Genomic DNA, 22,281 nt, shown 5'->3' with positions numbered 1-22,281 from the left:
AGCTCCTTCCAACTTTAACCTATTGTAGGATTAATTACCCACAAGGCTTTTTTGCACCACTATACTGTATCATAAAGAAAATACGGTTTGAATATTTTCATCTTTTTGTAATGTAAATGTATTATTTATCTACTAATTGTTACATAATCCCTATTTTTTGTAGTTTTTTTAATAATCATATTTTCATATAAGTATTGGCTTATGTGGGTTGCGCTACTCAGGGTAAAACGCAGGCGCTATCACAGAATATGGTTTCTTTCACAAATCGAGTAGGAGGGAGTGACTAACTCCCGACCTCTCCAACCACCGTACGTACGGATCCGTATACGGCGGTTCAATTAAGATGAATAACGCAAGATTTCATAACGAGCTTGCAGACTTTTGAGCCCTTGGTTACTCCAATAAGAGTTACCAAGGGTTCTGTGTAATATTGGACTTTTCGAAATACGCCAGTAACTCTTGCGAGTATTGCCCCATTCGTAAGCCTTCCAGTCTGGAACTCCTAAGCGAATAAGGTTGCGCACTTTCGTACGAGGCTTCTTCCAATTCTTCCATAAACACATGCGAAGTCTTCTTCTAATCCATCCATCCAGTGATTCAAATATTGATTTCGTATCCGCTAATGAAAAGTAGCCACACCACCCAATTAAGTATTGATTCAATTGTTGAATTCGGTACTCCATTGGAAATGGCTTCTTTCTAGCTGTTAATTCCCGAATTTTGTTCTTCATTCGCTTTATGCTCTCTTTCGCAATTCGAACTTGTGGTTCTTTGCGGGAGGTAAAGCTAAATCCTAGGAATTTACGTTGCCAAGGACGAGCCACTGCGGATTTCTTCTCATTTATTTTCAATCGCAGCGTCTTCTCAATAAAGGTTTTGATACTTGCCATCACTCGTTCTCCTGCTCGTTTTGTTTTCACATAAATATTGCAGTCATCGGCGTAACGGACAAATTTATGACCACGTTTCTCTAATTCTTTGTCTAATTCATCCAGCACAATGTTTGAGAGAAGTGGACTCAGTGGACCCCCTTGGGGTGTTCCTTCATCTGTATCATAAACGACACCATTTATCATGACACCCGATTGCAAGTATCTACGAATCAGCTTGAGTAGAGGTTTATCAGAAATTTTCTTCGCTAATGTACTCATTAGACGGTCATGGTTTACTTTGTCGAAGAATTTCTCTAAGTCCATATCTACTACCCAGCGATATCCTTCTTTTATATAGCCTTTGGCTTCTCGGATTGCATCGTGAGCACTTCGTTTTGGTCGAAATCCGTAACTATGATTCGAGAAGTTCGGGTCGTATAGGTTGGATAGCACTTGGGCAATTGCCTGTTGAATGAGTCGGTCTGTCACGGTTGGGATTCCTAATAGTCGCACACCGCCGTCAGGTTTCGGGATTTCGATTCTGCGAACTGGTTGTGGTTGGTAGGTTCCCTCAAGAATTTGCTTCTTAATCGTTAGCCAGTTTTCGACTACATGCTGTCGTAGGAATTTTACGGGCATTTTGTCTACTCCATGACTCCCTTTGTTTCGTTCCACCCGTTTGAGTGCGAGAAGCAGATTCTCTCGTGATAAAATTTGATTCATTAACATCTCGTTCGACTCCTCCGTGAATAGCTTGTCTTCTTATAACAGTTTCTACTGCACCCGCTCAATGTCCCTCATGGGATTCACCATTACCTCCATTAAGTCGGTCCTTCTGGATTTTCTGTGTTTATCATAGAAAACTGCATGCCAAGGGCTATTCTCTCCGAATTGTTCGGTCCTTTCCATTCATTCTAGAAGTGAATGGTACTATGACCTCTGCTGACTTCTGATGGTTCAGCTACCTATCGCTAAGTAGGTTACAAAGTGTACTTTGCGTTTCCATCAGACCTCCCCGGGTAAGCGTATGCACTTTCACACCATCTATCCGCCTCATTTACTCGATATGACCTTCGACAGAAAGGACTTTGTGTTGTTGTGCACACTCATCCAATCATACCTAGCCTTATATGAGATTTGTGTTCCTCGGACCGGTGTTTTGCCTCCAGCTTCCTTCAGATTCCGCGTCGCCACGGACACCCTTGCTCTTGGCTAACCTCTACTTCTGTCTTCGAGGTTCGGGACTTGCACCCTATAGTTCATACGCATGCCGGGCGCACACATAAAAGGGTGTACCGCATACGGCACACCCTTTTGTGTTTTTCATTTATTATGCTTCCCAAACGTCTACTAAAACGTTCGTTTGTTCACGTGCAGGACCAACAGAGAAAGTAGCAATTTGAATACCTGTTAATTCACTAACACGTTCTACATAGCGTCGTGCATTCTCAGGTAGCTCTTCTAATGTTTTGCAACCTGTAACATCTTCTGACCAGCCTGGAAGTTCTTCATAAATTGGCACACATTGTTCAATAATATGAAGATTTGCAGGATACTCCGTAATTGTTTCATCTTTATATTTATACGCTGTACAGATTTTCACTGTCTCTAAACCAGATAAAACGTCAATAGAATTAAGTGCAAGATGTGTAATACCACTTACGCGACGTGAATGACGTACTACTACTGTATCGAACCAACCTACGCGACGTGGGCGACCTGTTGTCGTACCATATTCACGACCTACTTCACGAATTTGTTGACCCACTTCATCAAATAATTCAGTTGGGAACGGACCATCACCAACACGAGATGTATATGCTTTAGATACACCAATAACACTTGTAACACGTGATGGACCAACGCCAGCACCGATCGCTACACCTCCGGCAACAGGATTCGAAGATGTTACATATGGATACGTACCTTGATCGACATCAAGTAAAATACCTTGTGCACCTTCAAATAACACTTTGCCGCCCTCATCAAGTACATCATTTAAGATTTTAGATGTGTCTGTTACATATTTTGCGATTTCTTGTCCATAGCCATAATATTCCTCGAAAATTTCTTCGAATGTTACACCTTCAACTTCATAGAATTTCTCGAATAATTTATTTTTAATTACTAAATTATGACGTAGTTTTTCTTCAAATACTTCTTTGTCTAATAAATCAGCCATACGGATACCGATACGTGCTACTTTATCCTGATAGCAAGGCCCAATTCCTTTACAAGTCGTACCAATTTTTTTATCGCCACGGCTTTCCTCATCAGCGATATCTTGTTTGATATGATAAGGTAAAATAACATGTGCACGGTTAGAAATACGTAGATTGTCCGTATCAATACCACGCTCTTGTAAACCTCTAAGCTCAGTTACTAATGACTTCGGATTAACAACCAATCCATTTCCGATTACTGAAGTTTTTTCTTTATAAAAAATACCTGATGGAATTAAATGTAGCTTATAAGTCTCCCCATCAAATTTAATTGTATGTCCAGCATTATCGCCACCTGCAAAACGAGCGATTGCTTCGGCTTTTTGTGAAAGGAAATCTGTAATTTTACCTTTCCCTTCGTCTCCCCACTGTGTTCCTACAACTACAACTGATGTCATAATCAGCACCTCCGTTAGATACGTTTGTATCACAATTTTTAAGCCGTTAATTATTGTAACAATGAAAGAAACGCCTAGTCAACAAAAAAATAGTTAAAACACGAACGTAAAATCAAACAATCTGATTCAACGTTCGTGTTTAATGACAGAATGGTATGAATATTATCTAACATTCAGATTAATTCCACCTTGGCGTAATTGCTGACGTTAAGTTCCTCTTTAGAGGTAGGCGTCTTCTACTGAATGAAGATAAATAGCATACGTTTTAACAAATGTCATCTCCAACTATTGGTGATGAACCAAATAATATATTTAATCACGTGGAGGTGGTGGCGGCATTTGCGACCAGTCCACATTAATGAATTTATTGAATTCTTTTTTAAACGCAAGTGTAACCGTACCTGTTGGACCGTTACGCTGTTTAGCAATAATAATTTCAATCATATTTTTACTCTCGGACTCTTTATCGTAATAATCATCACGATATAAGAAGGCAACAATATCAGCATCTTGCTCAATACTTCCCGATTCACGTAAGTCACTCATCATTGGTCGCTTATCTTGACGTTGCTCAACGCCACGAGATAACTGTGATAATGCGATAACTGGAACCTTTAATTCACGTGCTAATCCTTTTAATGAACGTGAAATTTCAGATACCTCTTGCTGACGGTTTTCACCTGGTTTACCACTACCTTGGATAAGCTGTAAATAATCGATTAAAATCATACCAAGCCCATGCTCCTGTGCTAAACGTCGACATTTTGCTCGAATTTCATTGATACGTACACCTGGTGTATCATCAATAAAAATACCGGAATTCGATAAACTCCCCATTGCCATAGTTAGTTTACCCCAATCTTCCGTTGTTAAAGCACCTGTACGTAAAACTTGTGCATCTATATTTCCTTCTGCACAAAGCATACGCATAACTAGCTGCTCAGCACCCATCTCTAAGGAGAAAATCGCAACATTTTCACGTGCTTGAACGGCAACACTTTGCGCGACATTCAATGCAAAGGCCGTTTTCCCTACAGAGGGACGTGCTGCTACAATAATTAGATCGTTGCGCTGGAAGCCAGCTGTGATATTGTCTAAATCACGGAAGCCTGTCGGAATACCTGTAACGTCTCCCTTTTGTGATTGAAGCTTCTCGATGTTATCGAAGGTTTCTACCAATACGTCTTTAACATGCTTAAAGTCACCCGCATTTTTACGATTGGCTACCTCCATCATTTTCTTCTCTGCTTCACCTAGTAATGCCTCTACTTCATCCTCACGTGTATAGCCATCTTCTACTATTTTAGTAGCTACACGAATTAAGCGACGTAATAGGGCCTTTTCTTCGACAATTTTCGCATAGTGTACGACGTTAGCGGCCGTAGGGACAGCATTGGCGAGCTCTAGTAAATACGATAGCCCGCCAACGTCCTCAATTTCTTTTTTAGCTGATAATTCTTCAGTAACTGTTACAACATCTATCGCTTTTCCTTGATCACTTAAACGTAGCATCGTTTCAAAAATTTTCTTATGTGCATTCTGATAAAAATCATCTGCTAGTAAAATTTCAGATGCAGTGATTAACGCTTGAGGATCAAGAAAAATTGCACCGATAACCGATTGCTCCGCTTCCCGGTTATGCGGTGGGACGCGGTCCATCATCGGTTCGTTCATGGATTGTCGCCCCTTATTCTTCCGTTACATGAACTTTTAATGTTGCAGATACTTCATGATGTAGTTTTACAGGTACATTTGTAAAGCCTAGCGCACGAATTCCATCAATTAAAGTCATTTTACGTTTATCAATTTTAATGCCATGCGTTTTTTGAAGCGCATCTGCAATTTGCTTTGTAGATACAGAACCAAATAGGCGACCACCTTCACCTGATTTTGCTTTTACTTCTACTGTTAACGCCTCTAATTTTTCTTTTAATGCTTTTGCTTCAGCTAATTCTGCAGCAGCGTTTTTAGCCTCTAATTTCTTTTGACCATCTAATTGACTTAATGATTGAGCATTTGCTTCTGCAGCGTAGCCATTTTTAATTAAGAAGTTTTGTGCATAGCCATCTGCTACATTTTTAACTTCTCCTTTTTTTCCTTTTCCTTTAACATCTTTCAAAAATACTACTTTCATGATTCAGAACTCCCTTCGAGTACCTCATTTATGGCCTCTTCTAAATATTTTTTTACTCCAGCAATGGAATTTGCTTCGATTTGGCAAGCTGCATTAGTTAAATGCCCACCGCCACCAAGCTTTTCCATAATAAGCTGTACGTTTACCTCGCCAAGTGATCTTGCACTTATGCCGATTTTACCATCTGAACGATGCGCTATGACAAAAGAAGCCCCCACATCCTTCATTGTGAGTAAAATGTCTGCTGTTTGCGCAATTAGTACAGAATCATATATTTTTGCTTCTTCACCTACAGCAATAGCAATACCTGGCTTCACGAACTTAACAGTCTGCACTATTTTAGAACGCTCAATATACGTATCGACATCTTCTTTTAGTAATCGCTGTACTAACACTGTATCTGCACCATTTGTCCGTAAATAAGATGCTGCTTCAAAAGTACGGGCTCCTGTACGCAGTGTAAAACTCTTCGTATCTACAATAATTCCCGCCAATAATGCAGTAGCCTCTAGCATATTAATCTTTGCACGTTTTGGTTGATACTCGAGTAACTCTGTCACAAGTTCAGCCGTGGACGACGCGTATGGTTCCATATAAACAAGCGTTGGATTTTCAATAAAATCCTCACTTCTACGATGGTGATCAATCACTACAACTTTTTCAGCTAGCTTCAATAGGTGTGAATCGATGACTAAATTCGGTTTATGTGTATCGACAATAACGAGCAATGACTTTTCTGTCATTTTTGTCGCAGCTTCCTCTGGTGTTAGGAAATTTTCATAGAAATCCGATTTATTCTCAATTTCATTCATTAAACGCGTTACACTGCCGTTTAATTCATCAAAATTTATAATGACATAGCCCTTTACATCATTCATTTGTGCCATCTTACGTACACCAACAGAGGCACCAATAGAGTCCATATCAGGGTTTTTATGTCCCATGATAAACACTTGGTCACTATCTTGAATTAAATCACGTAGTGCATGAGAAATAACACGTGCTCTAACGCGCGTACGTTTCTCAACTGGATTCGTTTTCCCACCATAGAATTTTAACTTTCCAGTAGGTTGCTTGATGGCAACCTGATCCCCACCACGGCCTAAAACTAGATCTAGACTTGACTGTGCTAATTCACCAAGTTCTACTAATGAAGAAGATCCTGCGCCAACACCAATACTTAATGTTAATGACGTATTTTTTTGTGCTGTTTTTTCTCGAATGGTATCTAAAATAGCAAATTTTTTCTTTTCAAGCTCCATTAAAATGGATTCGTTTAATACAGCTAAAAAACGATCAGATGATATTCGTTTCACAAATATCCCTTGCTCCGCCGCCCAATCATTAACAATTGATGTCACCATCGTATTCGTTAAACTACGTGGCTGATCATCCATTGCTTGTGTGATTTCGTCATAGTTATCAACAAATAAAATCGCAATGACTGTACGATCTGCATAATATTGTTTTTCAATGGCTATCTGCTCAGTAATATCAAAGAAATATAGCAAATTCTCTTCTTTTTTATAATAAACTCGATATTTACGGTCACGAAGCGTAATCGTATCTTCGTTGGTCTCCTCGGTCTTCATTAGCACGTAGATGTCATCAGATATATTAACGATTCCTTCACCTACTAAATTTTCCATATTTAAAACACTCTGCATATATGGATTCGACCATTCTATTTCATACTGCTCATTAACAAGTAAAATCCCAATTGGCATTTCCAGCAATGCCTCTTCCCCAACTTTTTTCATGCGGAAGGAGATGGATTCAATATGCTTTTCTGTTTCTTCAAAGGTAATTTGTTCTACCTTCCACGTATAGGCCATTAATAGAACAAACCCTACTCCATAACCGATACCTACTCCGATATTCCAAATACATAGAAGCACGAACGTCACAATGCCAAAAATGGAAAGAACAAAAAGCGGATAGCGGATTGGTCGTTTTCTAAAAGTCCCCATTACATCAGCCCCTTATTCTTTAGTTTTCCCCTTCACAAGTGAACGTAAATCGAAACCTAAATCTACAATACCTAGCAATATCATAAAGGATGCTAATGGTAAGGCTAACAAAGTAGCTACCCATTTAACACCATTCGGCATTTCCTTTTTAGAAATGAAATAATGTATAAAGGAAATCCCCTGCAGGATTAATAACATCCATAAAACATAAGAAACATTTAAAACAATAACATCTAAAGTAGACCCAAATTCTGGACGCATAAATAAATTAATGCATAACACAATCATGTAATACCAGAGTATAGATCGTGGTAGACGCATATTTTGGAACGGTGCAAATTTTGGTACGTCTAAACCAAGACGTTTTAATACAGGTAAATTTAACGTTATGATAATAAATGCTGCGAAAAATGCAGAGATTGTTACTGTTGCAGGCATTGTCAGCTCAATAGTTTTTAACATTGCCTCAATTATCTCTGGCTGAAATACTACTTGACCTGTCACATTTTTTGCAAGTTCATTTGATTGCTCATAATTTTCGCGTAAAATCTCTAAACTCATGTCAATTATGTTGATACCAGCAAATTGTACATAAGCTACATAGACTATTGTCATTGATAGAAGAAAAGCAATCCCAGATGACATGAATAGGTACAGTTTGCTCTTCTTTAGATAAATTGCATTTCCTATTACGACACCCATTAATGCCAAAATAAAGGCAAATGGTAACATAGTTATACCACTCGTTAAAGTGGTTAAGGTACAGCCTACTACTGCTACGAGTATTGATGAGGAACGCTTGTAATTTGCGCTATACCAAGCAATCGGTAGTGGGGCAAATATTAGACCTACTATAAAAATGATTGGTACGTATGCAGAAATAAGCATTAGAATCGTAAAGATTGCGACCATCATTGAGCCTTGTACAAGCGCCTTTGTTTGATTATTCGGCATTGAAAACCTTCCTTTTTTCAGTCAAACTTACTGACCTTTATTGTACCATTTTTTCACGTTATTGAACAAAAAACGCTAACAACAACTGTATGCTTTGTCATTAATTTTGTAAAACCATTGGCTATAGTGTAAAAAACATAGCTATATAGGAGATTTTTTACCGAAAGAACACTTAATATTACAATTCATCACATGAAAAAAGGCTTTTAACCAAAATGATTATAAGCCGTTTTGTTAATAAATTTTTTAATCTACTTACTTAGTCGATTGTTTATTTCATCCATACATTTCTGTAATAGGATGGTATTTTGTTTTTCAATCTCACATTTCATTTTTCCGTTTTTCATGCCTTTAAAAGTGTAATCAATTCTTATGATAATGGCAAATGGTAATATATAGAGTCAGGTGTATTGATTAACCATTTTTATCTACTCTGATTAATTAACAGGCTCTGATTTCCGCTGCGAGCGAGCGACGGGCCGCTTTGTTGTTGCGATCGTTGCACTTTCGCACAGAAAACATTCGCTCCGTGCAGGGTCTCGTCTGTCTCGATTTCCCGCGGGAGTCGAGTAGCCCTACGCTACAATCAGTTAAAAATGGGAATATATTAACAAAATAGCAACAAAAAAATCCTTTTATCGCTCAATAATAAACCTATTTTTTCCTAATCAATACACCTGATATCGATTGAGATTATGTTATTCCAAATTCTCCGACCAAACGGTTAACATATCGCTTTCCCTCAGGTAAAAGTTATTATTGTATCAAATCTAACTAGACGAACTTTACTATAAAAAAAGCACAACAAGATTTTATCAACCTTTGTTGTGCTTTATATCTATCTTATTTATCTTCTGCAACGAATGGAAGTAATCCCATGATACGAGATACTTTGATAGCTGAAGTTAATTTACGTTGGTACTTAGCGCTAGTGCCAGTTACGCGACGTGGTAAGATTTTACCGCGCTCAGAGATGAATTTTTTTAATAAATCCACATCTTTATAGTCGATATTCGTAATGTTATTAGCAGTGAAGTAGCAAACTTTACGGCGTTTGCGGCCTCCGCGACGTGGTGCCATAGTGTGTCTCCTCCTTATCATTTTTTATTTTAGAAGTATTAGAACGGTAAATCATCCTCAGATACTTCTATCGGTCCTTTGCTATTAGCAAATGGATCCTCATCTACACGTGTATAATTCGGCTGATTCATAGGTGGTTGATTTTGCTGATAAGCATCGCCGCCAAATGAACCCTGCCCTGGCATAGCACCACCAAACTGTTGTTGTGGTTGACCACCGCCATATGACGGTTGATTATTACCGTAAGTCTGTCCACCGTATTGAGGAGATGCAGGAGCACCACCACCATTACGAGGTTCTAAAAACTGTACGCTATCTGCCACTACATCTGTTGTGTATACTCGCTTACCATCTTGTCCTTCATAACTGCCTGTTTGAATGCGGCCTTCCACTCCAATTAAACTTCCTTTTCGCATGAAGTTCGCAAGGTTTTCAGCCTGTTTGCGCCAAGCAACACAGCTAATGAAATCAGCTTCGCGATCACCTTGTTGGTTTGAGAATGTTCGATTCACAGCAACTGTAAATCTTGTAGACGCAACACCATTAGGCGTATAGCGCAGCTCAGGATCTTTTGTTAGTCTTCCAACTAATACGACACGGTTTATCATCAGAAATGCAACCTCCTTTTCAGCATTTTGTTAAAAATAAATGATTACGCTTCTTGGCGAACCGCAATGTGACGAATGATATCTTCGCTAATGTTAGCAAGACGTGTATATTCGTTAATTGCATCTGAAGTAGCGTTTACTTTCACGATTTGGTAGAAACCTTCGCGGAAGTCTTGAATTTCATAAGCTAAGCGGCGTTTGCCCCACTCTTTTGATTCGATGACTTCTGCACCGTTAGAAGTTAAGATTTCGTTGAAACGTTCAACTAAAGCTTTCTTCGCTTCGTCTTCAATGTTCGGACGTACGATGTACATTAATTCGTATTTTCTCATCTGTTTACACCTCCTTATGGACTTAGGCTCTCCTGTACACAGGGAGCAAGGAGCAAGTAATAATTATTACTCACATCAATGAATTGTAACATATAGGTACTTTTCTTTCAAGTCGCAAACAAAGAATTCATTCTATATAATAAAATTAATGGATTTATGAAAGGAGTATTTTCATGCCACTAGATACAGAACCAATCGTAATAGAGTTAGATATAAAAAAACTAATGATGGACAATATTGTTCTCACAAGTGGACTTGCCATATTATTTGTAGCGATCCAATATATTTGCTTTAAAGATTTTGATTTTTCATTTTGGAGTATGATTAGTGGGGTCATACTTTTTGCCATCCTGTATATTGTTTTCATTATATTGCATGAAGCCTTTCATTTAATTGGCTTTATGGTCTTTGGAGGCGTGCCCTTTAAATCATTAAAATATGGTCTTAATTTAGAGCTTGGCGTAGCGTACGCAACAACTGAACAACCATTACCAAACCATACAATGAAAAAAGCTTTATTACTTCCATTCTGGACAACTGGCGTCCTTCCGACAATTGCTGGTTTCTACTTTAACAGTACTGTTTTAGTAGTAGTGGGTGCTTTTTTAATAGCTGGAGCAGTCGGTGATTTTGCCATGTATAAAGAATTACGCAAATATCCAAAAAACGCGTTAATACAGGATGACCCTCAATTTCCTAAGCTTTATGTATATATGCCTGAGAAAAAGCAATAACTTAGTTTAGAGAACACGTTTAATACGTTTTCCATTCCATATAGAATCTGCTTGGCTCCAAGCAGATTCTATTTTTTCACATACATTTATGGGGTTAAAAAACCATGCTGTGCAGCTGTATATAAATTTCTCCAAATACGATTGATCGAGGATGTTTCCTTAATTGCATCCATACCAAGTCTGCGTATTAAGTTATTGGTAATATCTACACAAGCTGCAGCGATATCTTTACTCAGTCGTGAAAATTGTTGTAGTTCTTCCTCAGCTAACTTATGGCCTTCTTGATGTTTTTGCCAGTATCCATTCAATATTGAATAAAATTGCTCTTCAAGCTGTCTAAAGTGCTTCTGTTGCTGCATCAATAAAAATTGTAATGCACCCATACGTTCAGTACGGTTTGGATCATGATTTCTTTGCTTCACTAAAATAGACGTCTCTTCTAAGAAATTTTCTGTTATCCCAAGACAAACGCTTAAAAAAGAAGCTTCCGCAAATGCGCCAAACGGAAAACTATGTACTGCACTTTCATACTTGTTTTTAATTGTGCCTAATTGAAATGTTGCCTCTTGTGGTACCCAAGTATTTTGCACACGGATTGTATGACTAGCCGTTGCTTTTAAGCCCATTGCCCGCCAATCGTTAAGAACCTCTACCTGGTATCGCTCCACTGAGCAACTAATTATTTCATCTGTCCTAACACCGTCATGTTCGACAAAGCAATTCATTGTAAAAGTTGTAGCATAATCTGCGCCACTACAATACTTCCACTGCCCTGTAACACTATAGCCTCCATCCATTTTTTTTGCTGTTCCTGTAGGATAACCACTGCCTGCTATTACTGCATTTCTTGGTGAATAGATTTTTTCACAAGCCGCTTGGTTTAATGTTGGAATAAATGCATTACCACCTGTACCGATTGTGACAAGCCAGCCAAAATTCCCATCGAGTGCAGACATTTGTTGAAATACTTTCATACCCTCTAGTAAATCTAAATCCTTACCTCCTAATTCCTTTGCTGTAAATAACTTAAACAATTGGTGCTCATAAATGACCTCTAACACATCTTCTGGCAATCTACCTAGCTCTTCAATTTCTAAACCACGTTCTTTTATTTGTACTATGTTCATACTGTAACTACCCCCTCTATGGATTGAAAATTCAGATAACTATATAGACAAAAAAGGGCAATCTTTCTATGATTGCCCTGCACATTTTTTATACATTGAAACGGAATAACATAATATCGCCGTCTTGCACTACATATTCTTTACCTTCAAGACGTACTTTACCAGCTTCTTTAGCAGCAGGTTGAGATCCAGCTTCAACTAAATCATCAAAAGCAACTGTTTCTGCACGAATAAATCCACGTTCAAAGTCTGTATGAATGACTCCAGCACATTGTGGTGCCTTCATGCCTTTACGGAATGTCCATGCACGTACTTCTTGTACCCCAGCAGTGAAATATGTTGCTAGTCCTAGTAAATCATATGAAGTACGGATTAATTGATCTAAACCAGATTCTTTAATGCCTAGCTCTTCTAAGAACATTGCTTTTTCTTCATCATCCAGCTCAGAAATTTCTTCTTCGATTTTTGCACAAATTGTAATAACTTGAGCTCCTTCAGCAGCTGCATACTCACGTACCTTTTGTACATACTCATTATTATCTGCGTCAGCAACTTCATCTTCTGAAACGTTCGCCACATAAAGCATAGGTTTAATTGTTAAAAGATGAAGTCCTTTAATAACCTTTAGCTCGTCTTCTGAAAGCTCTGCAGCACGTGCTGGTCGACCGTTTTCTAATTGTTCTTTAACTTTTACAAGAATTGGTTCTTCAATCATTGCTTCTTTGTCTTTTTGCTTTGCCATTTTGCCAACACGTTGTAATCGCTTATCAACAGATTCTAAATCAGCAAGTGCAAGCTCTAAATTAATGACTTCAATATCGTCAATTGGATCTACTCCACCTGATACGTGCGTAATATTTTCATCAACAAAACAACGTACAACTTGACAAATTGCATCTACTTCACGAATGTGAGCAAGGAATTTGTTCCCTAACCCTTCACCCTTTGAAGCGCCTTTTACGATCCCAGCAATATCTGTGAACTCGAATGCTGTTGGTACTGTTTTTTTAGGTGTTACTAATTCTGTTAATTTATCTAAACGTGCATCTGGTACTTCAACAATACCGACGTTCGGATCGATTGTTGCGAATGGATAGTTTGCAGCCAATGCGCCCGCTTTTGTAATTGCGTTAAATAATGTTGATTTTCCAACGTTAGGTAAACCAACGATTCCAGCTGTTAATGCCATAAATGGACACAACCTTTCTATATCTGTTCAAATTTGCTCTTATCTCCCGTACTAACGGATACTATGAGGATGCAGAAAATCCTCACTGATTAATCACTGTATAACCCTATCTATTATATTGATTCACTCATAAAAAGTCTAATACACATCCATTTCGCCTTGGCGTAATTGCGTCCGGATTTTGAGTCGTTGCCACAGGACGTGGCGTTCTTAGACTGAGTTCCCCTATTTCAGCAAGTGTCTTTTGTCCGAAAGCGTAGCGACAGGTACAGGTGTTTGAACACCCACTGAAAAGGAACCACATGTGCGTTCATCTCACCACCTTCTGAGATGGGAATCTTCTGTAACTGACGTTTCACTTTCGCTACAAAACATTTGCTGAATGAAGATGAAAGTTAGTCTTCACTAGAGGAATTTAATATCTTTTTCATTTTTTTCTCAAATTCACGTCGTGGAATCATCACACTATGCTGACAGCCTTCACATTTAATACGTACATCTGCCCCCATACGAATAATTTTCCACTTATTTGTGCCACATGGATGTTGCTTTTTCATTTCAACAATATCATTGAGACTGAACTTTTTATCTTCCATATTATTCACTTCTCCCCTCTTCTTTCCCATTAACACCGTACAACATCATTTTCGGATGAGCCATTGGAATATTATGTTCTTCAAAGAGTCTAGTAACATCACGACGAATTGCACGCGCCACTCCGTATTGTTGCTGTGCCAATGTTTCTGCGACTATGCGAATAGTTACCTCTGTACCCTTAACACTTTGTACACCTAAAAAGATTGGTACTGATACAAGCTCTTTGTGAATATCTGGTAGAGTTGCTAAATACTTTTTAATAATGGCTTCTGCTTTTTCAAAGTCTGCATCTGTCATCATTTGTAAATCTATAAAAATTTTAGAATTATTTATAGAATAATTGATAACCTCACCAATCGCACCATTTGGAATAATAAACTGCTCTCCAGTAGCACCATTAATCTTTGTTGTTCGTAAACCGATTTCTACAACAGTTCCTTCTGCTGCATTTATTTTTATATAATCACCTACACCAAATTGATCTTCAAAAATAATAAAGAATCCCGTAATGACATCCTTAACTAAGCTTTGTGCACCAAAACCGACTGCTAAACCGACAATCCCTGCTCCAGCTAATAACCCCGCTACCTTAATATGTAAGATAGAAAGAATAGCAATGATTGCTGAAAAATAAACAACATAGGATATGACACTTTGTAATAGTCTGGCAATTGTCTTTTGTCGACGTTCTGAGTGGTTTAACGGTGAACTCATTCGTATTAAAAACACTTTTTTAATAAATTTTTTACCTAATCGTACGGCTAGCCACGATGCTATCAAAATAAGCGTAATTTTAATTGAAGCATTTATTATATTTTCCCAAAACTTCTCTGACATCACCGTATCCCAAAAACTCTTTAATATCTTTTCGTTAAAGTAATCCATTAATACCACCTCTTGAATAACTTGCTAAAAATTTGCGTATACTGCATAAAAATCGAGCGCTTCTTACAAATAAAAAGGAAAGTGAGTTTTTTTATGAATACTATACCAAAATTATTACTCCCTTATACTCTTCATCATGAAAGTAAAAATGCCGTTTGGCAGTTAAGTACATTATTTTTAGAACATATACCCTTTCATCATGAACGCCTTATTTTCTGTTGTATTGGAAGTGACCGTTGTACAGGTGATACACTCGGCCCATTAACAGGTAGCTTCCTAAAAAAGTCTGTTAGCTTTCCATATGAAGTTGTAGGTTCTTTAGAAGATCCTTTGCATGCTCTTAATTTAGACACTACTATGCAACAACTACACAATCATACTATAAAACCTTTCATTATTGCGATTGATGCATGTCTTGGAAGTGAACAAAATGTTGGACATATTTCTGTGCAAAACGGACCTATTTTTCCAGGAAAAGCTGTAAAAAAACAATTACCTCCAATTGGTGACATTTCTGTTAAGGGGATAGTCAATATTGGAGGCTTTATGGAAATGCTTGTTTTACAAAATACAAGACTGCATATTTCCTATGCAATGGCTGAAAAGCTTTCAAGAGCTCTATTACTCGCTGTACATCGGTACTCACTGAAAAATATAGAGGATAGCAACCATAACACCGACAACAATGATACCTGGCAACAAGTTAGCAGCCTTGATCTTAGTTAAGCCCGCTATATTTAAACCAATGGCAAAAATCATAACACCGCCTACAGCAGTCATTTCTGTAATAAACATTTGTAATGCCCTATCTGGTATAAAAGAGCTAATGGCACCTGCAAAGAGTGCAATCAATCCCTGATATACAAATACAGGTATAGAGGACAGCAACACGCCAATTCCTAATGTAGATGCTAAAATTATCGATGTAAATCCATCGATAATTCCTTTCGTAATAAGCACATTATGATCATTGCGCAGACCACTATCGAGTGCACCTATTACAGCCATAGAGCCAACTACGAATATTAGTGAGGCTGTTACAAAGCCCTCTGCAATATTAATTTGATTATTATCAGTACGCTTTTTGCTGAATAAAGATTCTACCCATTGTCCAAGTCTATTCATTTGCTTATCTAAATCTAACCATTCACCAATTACTGCACCTACCACTAAACTTATCACCAAAATAATAAAATTATCACTTTCAAAGCCCATTTTAATCCCTAAAAGTGCAACTGCTAAACCGATAATCGATAATACAGTAGATTTCATTGATTCAGGAATATTTTTGAAAATTCGCCCTACTAATGCACCCGCTATAATGAGTAAAGCATTAATTAATGTCCCTAGTAATACCATAGCCTATCCTTCCTCCTCTCTAGAAAAATAGAGAGCGCCTTTTAGCTCGGCGCTCTGATTACGTGATCGATATTTCTCTTACTCTTCCTGTAAATTTAGTATTTCTAAAATACGTTCTAAATCATCTTCAGAGTAAAATTCAATTTCAATCTTCCCTTTATTGTTAGCTTTCTTAATTTGGACATTTGTTCCAAAATAATCGCGCAATTGTGTTTCCTTTGCTGCAACAAATATATCCTTTTTCTTCGATTGATTTGTTTCACGTGAAACTTCTTCATTTAAATTTTGTACCAACATTTCAACTTGACGGACATTTAAACCTTGTTTAATGACTTTATTGGCTACTTCTGATATTCTTCTTTTATTTTTTAATCCAAGTAATGCTCGTCCTTGTCCCATCGATAGTGCGCCATCGTTCATGAACGCACGAACATCCTCTGGTAATGCTAGTAAACGAACATGATTGGCAATATGTGGTCTACTCTTCCCTAATCGTTTGGATAGCTCTTCCTGTGTTAGATGTAAGTTTTCCATTAGGCTTTGATATGCCTCAGCCTCTTCGATAACAGTCAAATCTTCACGCTGTAGATTTTCTAAAATTGCTAACTCCATCATTTGCGTATCTGATAGCTCTTTTATAATAGCTGGAATAACCTCTAATCCTGCTAATTGAGTTGCTCTATATCGGCGTTCCCCAGCGACGATTTCATATTTTCGTCCTTTTTTACGTACAGCAATTGGCTGTAAAATACCATGTTCCTGTATTGAGTCAGCTAATTCTTGTAAAGTTTCTTCATCGAAAATTTTACGAGGCTGGAATGGGTTTGCGACGATAAACTCTAATTGTATTTCTTCCACTTGCCCACTTTGCTCTAAAGACTCTCCAGGAAATAATGCACCTATGCCTCTTCCTAAACCTTTAGCCATTTTTAATCACTTCCCTCGCCATCTCTAAATAAACTTCTGCACCTCTCGATCTTGCGTCATAAATGATAATTGGCTGTCCATGACTTGGTGCCTCACTTAATCGTACATTACGAGGAATAATTGTTTTGTATACTTTATCTTGGAAATATTTTTTTACTTCATCAATAACTTGTAAGCCTAGGTTTGTTCGTGCATCAAGCATCGTCAATAATACGCCATCAATATATAATTGCTGATTTAAATGCTTCTGCACTAAACGGACGGTTGATAACAACTGGCTTAGTCCCTCTAATGCGTAATATTCGCATTGTACAGGGATAATAAGTGCATCTGATGCAGTCAAAGCATTAATTGTTAGAAGCCCTAATGAAGGTGGACAATCAATAATAATATAATCATAATCTTCTTTTACATCTTGAAGTGCATGCTTTAACCGTACTTCTCTTGAAATTGTCGAAACTAATTCAATTTCTGCTCCTGCTAGTGAAATGGTTGCTGGAACAATCGATAAGTTTTCGACATTTGTTTCTTTAATGACATTTTCAACGTTTTCATCATCAATTAACACATCATAAATACAGCCATGAAGTTCTCCTTTATTAACACCAAGTCCACTTGTTGTATTTCCTTGTGGATCAGTATCGATTAAGAGCACTTTCTTCCCTAAAAACGCTAAACAAGCGCTCAAATTGACTGATGTCGTTGTTTTTCCTACGCCACCCTTTTGATTGGCGATCGCTATAATTCTACCCATTTAAAAGCACCTGCTTTCATTTATCAAAGTTCACTTTGACAAATCAATTGTAAAATCACTGATCAATTATGCCTCCGGCGGATGTTTGGACACCCGCTGCAAGAAGTTAAATACCGCTATCTTACTTTCATTCTATCAAAAAAACAGAAAAGAGTTGTATAAAATATTAAGAATATATACAAAAAAAGGAGACATCTCAGAAATATTTCTGAGATGTCTCTAAAAAACTCAATAAATTACTTTCCTAAAATAACTTTAATTCTTGTACTCAAGATTTTTTCTTTTTAGGTATCTTCACTGTAATTTGATAATATTCCTCTGTATCTTCTTCTTCAGTCTTAACTGTTATACCACTCTTCGTTACCATAGATAATGATTGTTTAATAGTATTCAAAGCAATACGCACATCTTTACTAATCGCCTTACGTTTAGGCTTTGCTTTCTTCGGCGTTGCTTCTTCTTGATCTGCCGCCACAGGATGTAATAAAGCATAAATTTGCTCTTCTAACTGACGAACATTCCAATCATTTTCTATCGTTTGTTGTAAAATTTCTAGCTGTAATGGCTGATCTTTTATCGCAATTAATGCACGTGCATGTCGTTCAGAAATTTCACGCGTTAAAATAGCTCGCTGCACTTCTTCAGGCAGCTTTAATAAACGTAATTTATTGGCTACCGTGGATTGTCCTTTTCCAAGTCGTTGGGCTAGTGCTTCTTGTGTTAGCTCATGAAGCTCTAATAATTTTTGGTAGGCCACAGCTTCTTCAATTGCAGTTAACTCCTCACGCTGCAGGTTCTCGATTAACGCGATAGAAGCTGTTTCCTTATCAGTTAAATTTCTTATAATAGCCGGAACTTCTGTCCATTGTAGCTTTTTCATTGCTCGATAACGACGCTCACCAGCAATGATTTCATATTGATTTTCCGCTGTTTTACGTACAACAATTGGCTGAATCACACCATGCGTATGAATGGTTCTTGATAATTCTTCGATTTTTTCATCATCAAAAATAGTACGTGGCTGAAAACGGTTAGGCACAATTTGATCAATAGGCAGCTTTATAACTTCTTCTGCTGCATGAACCGCCTCTGCTTGTTCTACTTCATTTTTCACAATAGGCTCTGTTTTATTTCCGCCTCCAAAAAAACGTGAAAAAGGACTTTTCATCCAAGTGGCACCACCTTTAAGTAACTATCTTGCTCTGTGTCATTCTATTATTATTTATTATATTTCCTAAAATGTATATAGTTCATAGATGTCATTTGCGTGAACCATCCATAACTAGTATGTATGCTCAAAATAGAAAAATTATTTTCTACTTTGAGAAGTTTCACATGAAACACTAATTATTGAATCGGTGATTTATTTGGCACACCTGGTTTACGCGGATATTTTTTGGGTGTTCCTTTTATTTTATCAAAGATATATAAAACACGGTCACTTTCTTCAACAGGTAGCTGGAAAGAAAATTCTTCTTTTAGTGTAACTCCTAATGTAACTAATGCCTTTTTTGCATCTTTTAATTCTTCTGCGCCTGCTGCTGCTTTTAAAGCAACAAAATAGCCACCTTGTTTTGCTAATGGTACGCATAACTCCGATAAAACCGATAAACGGGCTACTGCACGGGCTGTTACTACGTCAAACTGCTCACGATATTTCGCATTTTGAGCAAATTCCTCTGCTCGCGCATGTACAAAATGCATGTTCTCTAATTGCAACTCATCACTTAAATGATTTAAAAATGTAATTCTTTTATTTAAAGAATCAACAATTGTTACGTGTAAATGCGGGAAGCAGATTTTAATTGGAATACTTGGGAAACCAGCTCCTGCTCCAACATCACAAACTGTTATTACTTTGGAAAAATCAAAATAGAAAGAAGCACTAATCGAATCATAAAAGTGTTTTAAATAAACACCTTCTAAATCGGTAATAGCAGTTAAGTTCATCTTTTCATTCCACTCAACAAGTAACTCAAAGTATTTTTTGAATTGAGCCATCTGTTTTTCAGAAAGTTCGATGCCCTTCTCCTTTAGCGCCTCAAAAAATTGTTGTTCGTTCATGTAAAGTCTCCTTTATCTATATAGCTTTACTATCTCTATTATTGACTTGTAAGTATGTAACTACTCACATTTCCGAATCAACTATGTAAAATAGTAAAGCCTTAAAAATAGGAAGCGGGCACAATGGTATGCCCGCCCCTTATTCACTTTACGAATCTTTATTATTCACCGCTGACACGTGCGATTTTACCTTGCTCAATATAAACGAGTAATATTGAAATATCTGCTGGATTTACACCAGATATTCGCGATGCTTGGGCAATGGAAAGTGGTGTAACTTGTTTTAATTTTTGTCGAGCTTCTGTTGCTAAACCTGAAATAGCGTCATAATCAATATTTTCTGGGATTTTTTTATTCTCCATTTTATGAAGCTTTTCAACTTGTTGCAATGCTTTTTCAATATAACCTTCATATTTAAGCTGAATTTCAATTTGTTCCTTCACTTCATCCGAAAACTCTATGTCTGCTGGAATTAACGAAGAAACTAATTCATAATGCATTTCTGTACGTTTTAATAAATCCGCTCCACGGATACCATCTTTTAGCTCACTACCACCTACAGAGCGAATAGCAGCTTGTGTTGCTTCATTTGGTTTAATAATAACTTCACGGAGACGTGCAATTTCGTTTTCAATCAGCTCTTTTTTCTCATTGAATGTTGCATATCTTCCTTCAGAAATCATTCCCACATTATAACCTAGCTCTACCAAACGTAAATCAGCGTTATCATGACGAAGTAGTAAACGATATTCTGCACGAGATGTTAGTAAGCGATACGGTTCATTTGTTCCCTTTGTTACTAGATCATCAATTAATACGCCAATATAAGCATCTGAACGACTTAAGATTAATTCTTGTTTATCAAGTACATTAGCAGCAGCATTTATCCCAGCCATTAAGCCTTGAGCAGCCGCTTCCTCGTAACCAGAAGTTCCGTTGATTTGACCAGCTGTATATAAACCTTTAATACGTTTTGTTTCTAAAGTTGGCCACAATTGTGTTGGCACGATTGCATCGTACTCAATTGCATAGCCAGCACGCATCATTTCTGCTTTTTCTAAACCAGGAATTGATTTTAGTAAACGTGTTTGTACATGCTCTGGTAAGCTAGTTGATAAACCTTGTACATATACTTCACGTGTATTGCGACCTTCTGGCTCTAAGAAAATTTGGTGGCGCGGTTTATCGTTAAATCGCACAACCTTGTCTTCAATAGAAGGGCAATAGCGTGGACCCGTACCTTTAATCATCCCTGAGTACATCGGTGAAAGATGTAGGTTTGCCTCAATAATTTCATGCGTTTCTAGGCTTGTATAAGTTAACCAGCAAGGTAGCTGATCCATAATGAATTCAGTTGTTTCAAAGCTGAATGCACGTGGAACATCATCTCCTGGCTGAATCTCTGTTTTATCATAATCAATTGTACGATTATTCACTCGTGGTGGAGTACCTGTTTTAAAACGCACAAGGTCAAAACCAAGCTCTTTTAAGTTATCAGCTAAACGAATTGACGGTTGTTGGTTATTAGGCCCACTTGAATACTTTACGTCACCAATAATGATTTCACCACGAAGGAATGTACCTGTTGTGATAACAACTGTTTTAGCGCGGTATATAGCACCAATTTGTGTAATAACACCTTTTACTTCCCCGTCTTCAATTATTAGCTCTTCAACCATTCCTTGCTGAATTGTCAAGTTTTCAGTTTCCTCCAAGATGCGTTTCATTTCTTGTTGGTATAAAACTTTGTCCGCTTGTGCACGTAATGCACGCACAGCAGGACCTTTCCCTGTATTTAACATACGCATTTGAATATGCGTTTTATCAATAACTTTCCCCATGACGCCACCTAATGCGTCAAGTTCTCGTACTACGATTCCTTTGGCAGGACCACCAATGGAAGGATTGCATGGCATAAATGCAATCATATCTAAATTGATTGTTAACATCAGTGTGTTAGCACCCATTTTGGCAGCAGCATGTGCAGCTTCAGATCCTGCGTGACCTGCGCCAATTACGATAACATCAAACGTGCCTGCCTCATAATTTGTTGGCATAGCTCGTATCTTCCTTTC

The 22,281-nt window shown here is 37.6% G+C and carries 21 protein-coding genes; 2 read left to right on the top strand and 19 right to left on the bottom strand.

Going from position 1 to position 22,281, the window contains the following annotated elements:
- Positions 1–338: 338 nt before the first annotated feature.
- From ltrA to rpsF, 9 genes are all read right to left on the bottom strand, one after another.
- Positions 339–1,601 (bottom strand): group II intron reverse transcriptase/maturase, encoded by a 1,263-nt coding sequence (gene ltrA, locus ACB089_RS24955; RefSeq protein ID WP_374963429.1) that lies wholly within the window; start codon positions 1,599–1,601, stop codon positions 339–341.
- Between the two features lie 601 nt (positions 1,602–2,202).
- The gene (locus tag ACB089_RS24950; RefSeq protein ID WP_374964402.1) at positions 2,203–3,492 is read right to left on the bottom strand and encodes an adenylosuccinate synthase; all 1,290 of its coding nucleotides are present in this window, start codon (positions 3,490–3,492) and stop codon (positions 2,203–2,205) included.
- 312 nt (positions 3,493–3,804) lie between these two features.
- Complete coding sequence (gene dnaB, locus ACB089_RS24945) at positions 3,805–5,166, bottom strand: replicative DNA helicase (RefSeq protein ID WP_374964401.1); 1,362 nt, start codon at positions 5,164–5,166, stop codon at positions 3,805–3,807.
- 13 nt (positions 5,167–5,179) lie between these two features.
- Positions 5,180–5,626 (bottom strand): 50S ribosomal protein L9, encoded by a 447-nt coding sequence (rplI, locus tag ACB089_RS24940; protein WP_374964400.1) that lies wholly within the window; start codon positions 5,624–5,626, stop codon positions 5,180–5,182.
- On the bottom strand, positions 5,623–7,596 hold the full coding sequence (locus ACB089_RS24935; RefSeq protein ID WP_374964398.1) for a DHH family phosphoesterase: 1,974 nt from the start codon (positions 7,594–7,596) through the stop codon (positions 5,623–5,625). Before ACB089_RS24935 ends, rplI begins: the two co-directional genes overlap by 4 nt.
- A gap of 12 nt (positions 7,597–7,608) precedes the next feature.
- Positions 7,609–8,550: a YybS family protein gene (locus ACB089_RS24930; protein WP_374964396.1), complete on the bottom strand. Its 942-nt coding sequence runs from the start codon at positions 8,548–8,550 to the stop codon at positions 7,609–7,611.
- An 843-nt stretch (positions 8,551–9,393) separates the two neighbouring features.
- On the bottom strand, positions 9,394–9,630 hold the full coding sequence (gene rpsR / locus ACB089_RS24925) for a 30S ribosomal protein S18 (protein WP_049662616.1): 237 nt from the start codon (positions 9,628–9,630) through the stop codon (positions 9,394–9,396).
- A 38-nt stretch (positions 9,631–9,668) separates the two neighbouring features.
- Positions 9,669–10,238, bottom strand: coding sequence for a single-stranded DNA-binding protein (gene ssb, locus ACB089_RS24920; RefSeq protein ID WP_068985805.1), 570 nt, complete (start codon positions 10,236–10,238; stop codon positions 9,669–9,671).
- 44 nt (positions 10,239–10,282) lie between these two features.
- Positions 10,283–10,570: a 30S ribosomal protein S6 gene (gene rpsF, locus ACB089_RS24915; protein ID WP_068985806.1), complete on the bottom strand. Its 288-nt coding sequence runs from the start codon at positions 10,568–10,570 to the stop codon at positions 10,283–10,285.
- 173 nt (positions 10,571–10,743) lie between these two features.
- On the opposite strand from rpsF, the gene ACB089_RS24910 reads away from it, so the two are divergent.
- Complete coding sequence (locus ACB089_RS24910; protein WP_374964394.1) at positions 10,744–11,304, top strand: DUF3267 domain-containing protein; 561 nt, start codon at positions 10,744–10,746, stop codon at positions 11,302–11,304.
- A gap of 86 nt (positions 11,305–11,390) precedes the next feature.
- Here the strand turns inward: ACB089_RS24910 and ACB089_RS24905 are convergent, their stop codons facing one another.
- From ACB089_RS24905 to ACB089_RS24890, 4 genes are all read right to left on the bottom strand, one after another.
- Positions 11,391–12,431, bottom strand: a complete 1,041-nt coding sequence (locus ACB089_RS24905; RefSeq protein ID WP_374964393.1) for an acyl-CoA dehydrogenase — start codon at positions 12,429–12,431, stop codon at positions 11,391–11,393.
- Between the two features lie 88 nt (positions 12,432–12,519).
- Entirely contained in the window at positions 12,520–13,620 is a 1,101-nt protein-coding gene (ychF, locus tag ACB089_RS24900; RefSeq protein ID WP_068985809.1) for a redox-regulated ATPase YchF, read from the bottom strand.
- A 395-nt stretch (positions 13,621–14,015) separates the two neighbouring features.
- On the bottom strand, positions 14,016–14,216 hold the full coding sequence (locus ACB089_RS24895; protein ID WP_368637332.1) for a DUF951 domain-containing protein: 201 nt from the start codon (positions 14,214–14,216) through the stop codon (positions 14,016–14,018).
- A gap of 1 nt (position 14,217) precedes the next feature.
- Positions 14,218–15,102, bottom strand: a complete 885-nt coding sequence (locus ACB089_RS24890) for a mechanosensitive ion channel family protein (RefSeq protein WP_374964392.1) — start codon at positions 15,100–15,102, stop codon at positions 14,218–14,220.
- Positions 15,103–15,195: 93 nt separating this feature from the next.
- Here ACB089_RS24890 and yyaC point away from each other — a divergent pair, with 93 nt between their 5' ends.
- On the top strand, positions 15,196–15,828 hold the full coding sequence (gene yyaC, locus ACB089_RS24885; protein WP_374964390.1) for a spore protease YyaC: 633 nt from the start codon (positions 15,196–15,198) through the stop codon (positions 15,826–15,828).
- On the opposite strand, the gene ACB089_RS24880 is transcribed toward yyaC, so the two are convergent.
- From ACB089_RS24880 to mnmG, 6 genes are all read right to left on the bottom strand, one after another.
- Positions 15,745–16,461 (bottom strand): DUF554 domain-containing protein, encoded by a 717-nt coding sequence (locus tag ACB089_RS24880; protein ID WP_374964388.1) that lies wholly within the window; start codon positions 16,459–16,461, stop codon positions 15,745–15,747. The genes yyaC and ACB089_RS24880 overlap by 84 nt on opposite strands.
- 78 nt (positions 16,462–16,539) lie before the next feature.
- A complete protein-coding gene (locus ACB089_RS24875; protein WP_368637204.1) occupies positions 16,540–17,388 on the bottom strand; it encodes a ParB/RepB/Spo0J family partition protein in 849 nt (282 codons plus the stop codon).
- Positions 17,381–18,142 carry a ParA family protein gene (locus ACB089_RS24870; RefSeq protein ID WP_374964387.1) on the bottom strand — a complete coding sequence of 254 codons (762 nt, stop codon included), beginning with the start codon at positions 18,140–18,142 and terminating at the stop codon, positions 17,381–17,383. The genes ACB089_RS24875 and ACB089_RS24870 overlap by 8 nt, the downstream gene beginning before the upstream one ends.
- Positions 18,143–18,410: 268 nt before the next feature.
- A complete protein-coding gene (noc, locus tag ACB089_RS24865) occupies positions 18,411–19,310 on the bottom strand; it encodes a nucleoid occlusion protein (protein WP_374964385.1) in 900 nt (299 codons plus the stop codon).
- A 179-nt stretch (positions 19,311–19,489) separates the two neighbouring features.
- Positions 19,490–20,206 (bottom strand): 16S rRNA (guanine(527)-N(7))-methyltransferase RsmG, encoded by a 717-nt coding sequence (gene rsmG, locus ACB089_RS24860; protein WP_368637201.1) that lies wholly within the window; start codon positions 20,204–20,206, stop codon positions 19,490–19,492.
- 161 nt (positions 20,207–20,367) lie between these two features.
- Entirely contained in the window at positions 20,368–22,263 is a 1,896-nt protein-coding gene (gene mnmG, locus ACB089_RS24855) for a tRNA uridine-5-carboxymethylaminomethyl(34) synthesis enzyme MnmG (RefSeq protein ID WP_374964383.1), read from the bottom strand.
- Between the last annotated feature and the right edge of the window lie 18 nt (positions 22,264–22,281).

The organism is Lysinibacillus sp. RS10 (assembly GCF_041956855.1).
In the GTDB taxonomy this organism is placed as follows: Bacteria; Bacillota; Bacilli; order Bacillales_A; family Planococcaceae; genus Lysinibacillus; species Lysinibacillus xylanilyticus_A.
Note: the sequence above shows the minus strand (reverse complement) of the source record. Positions and strands in the feature narration are given on the sequence as shown.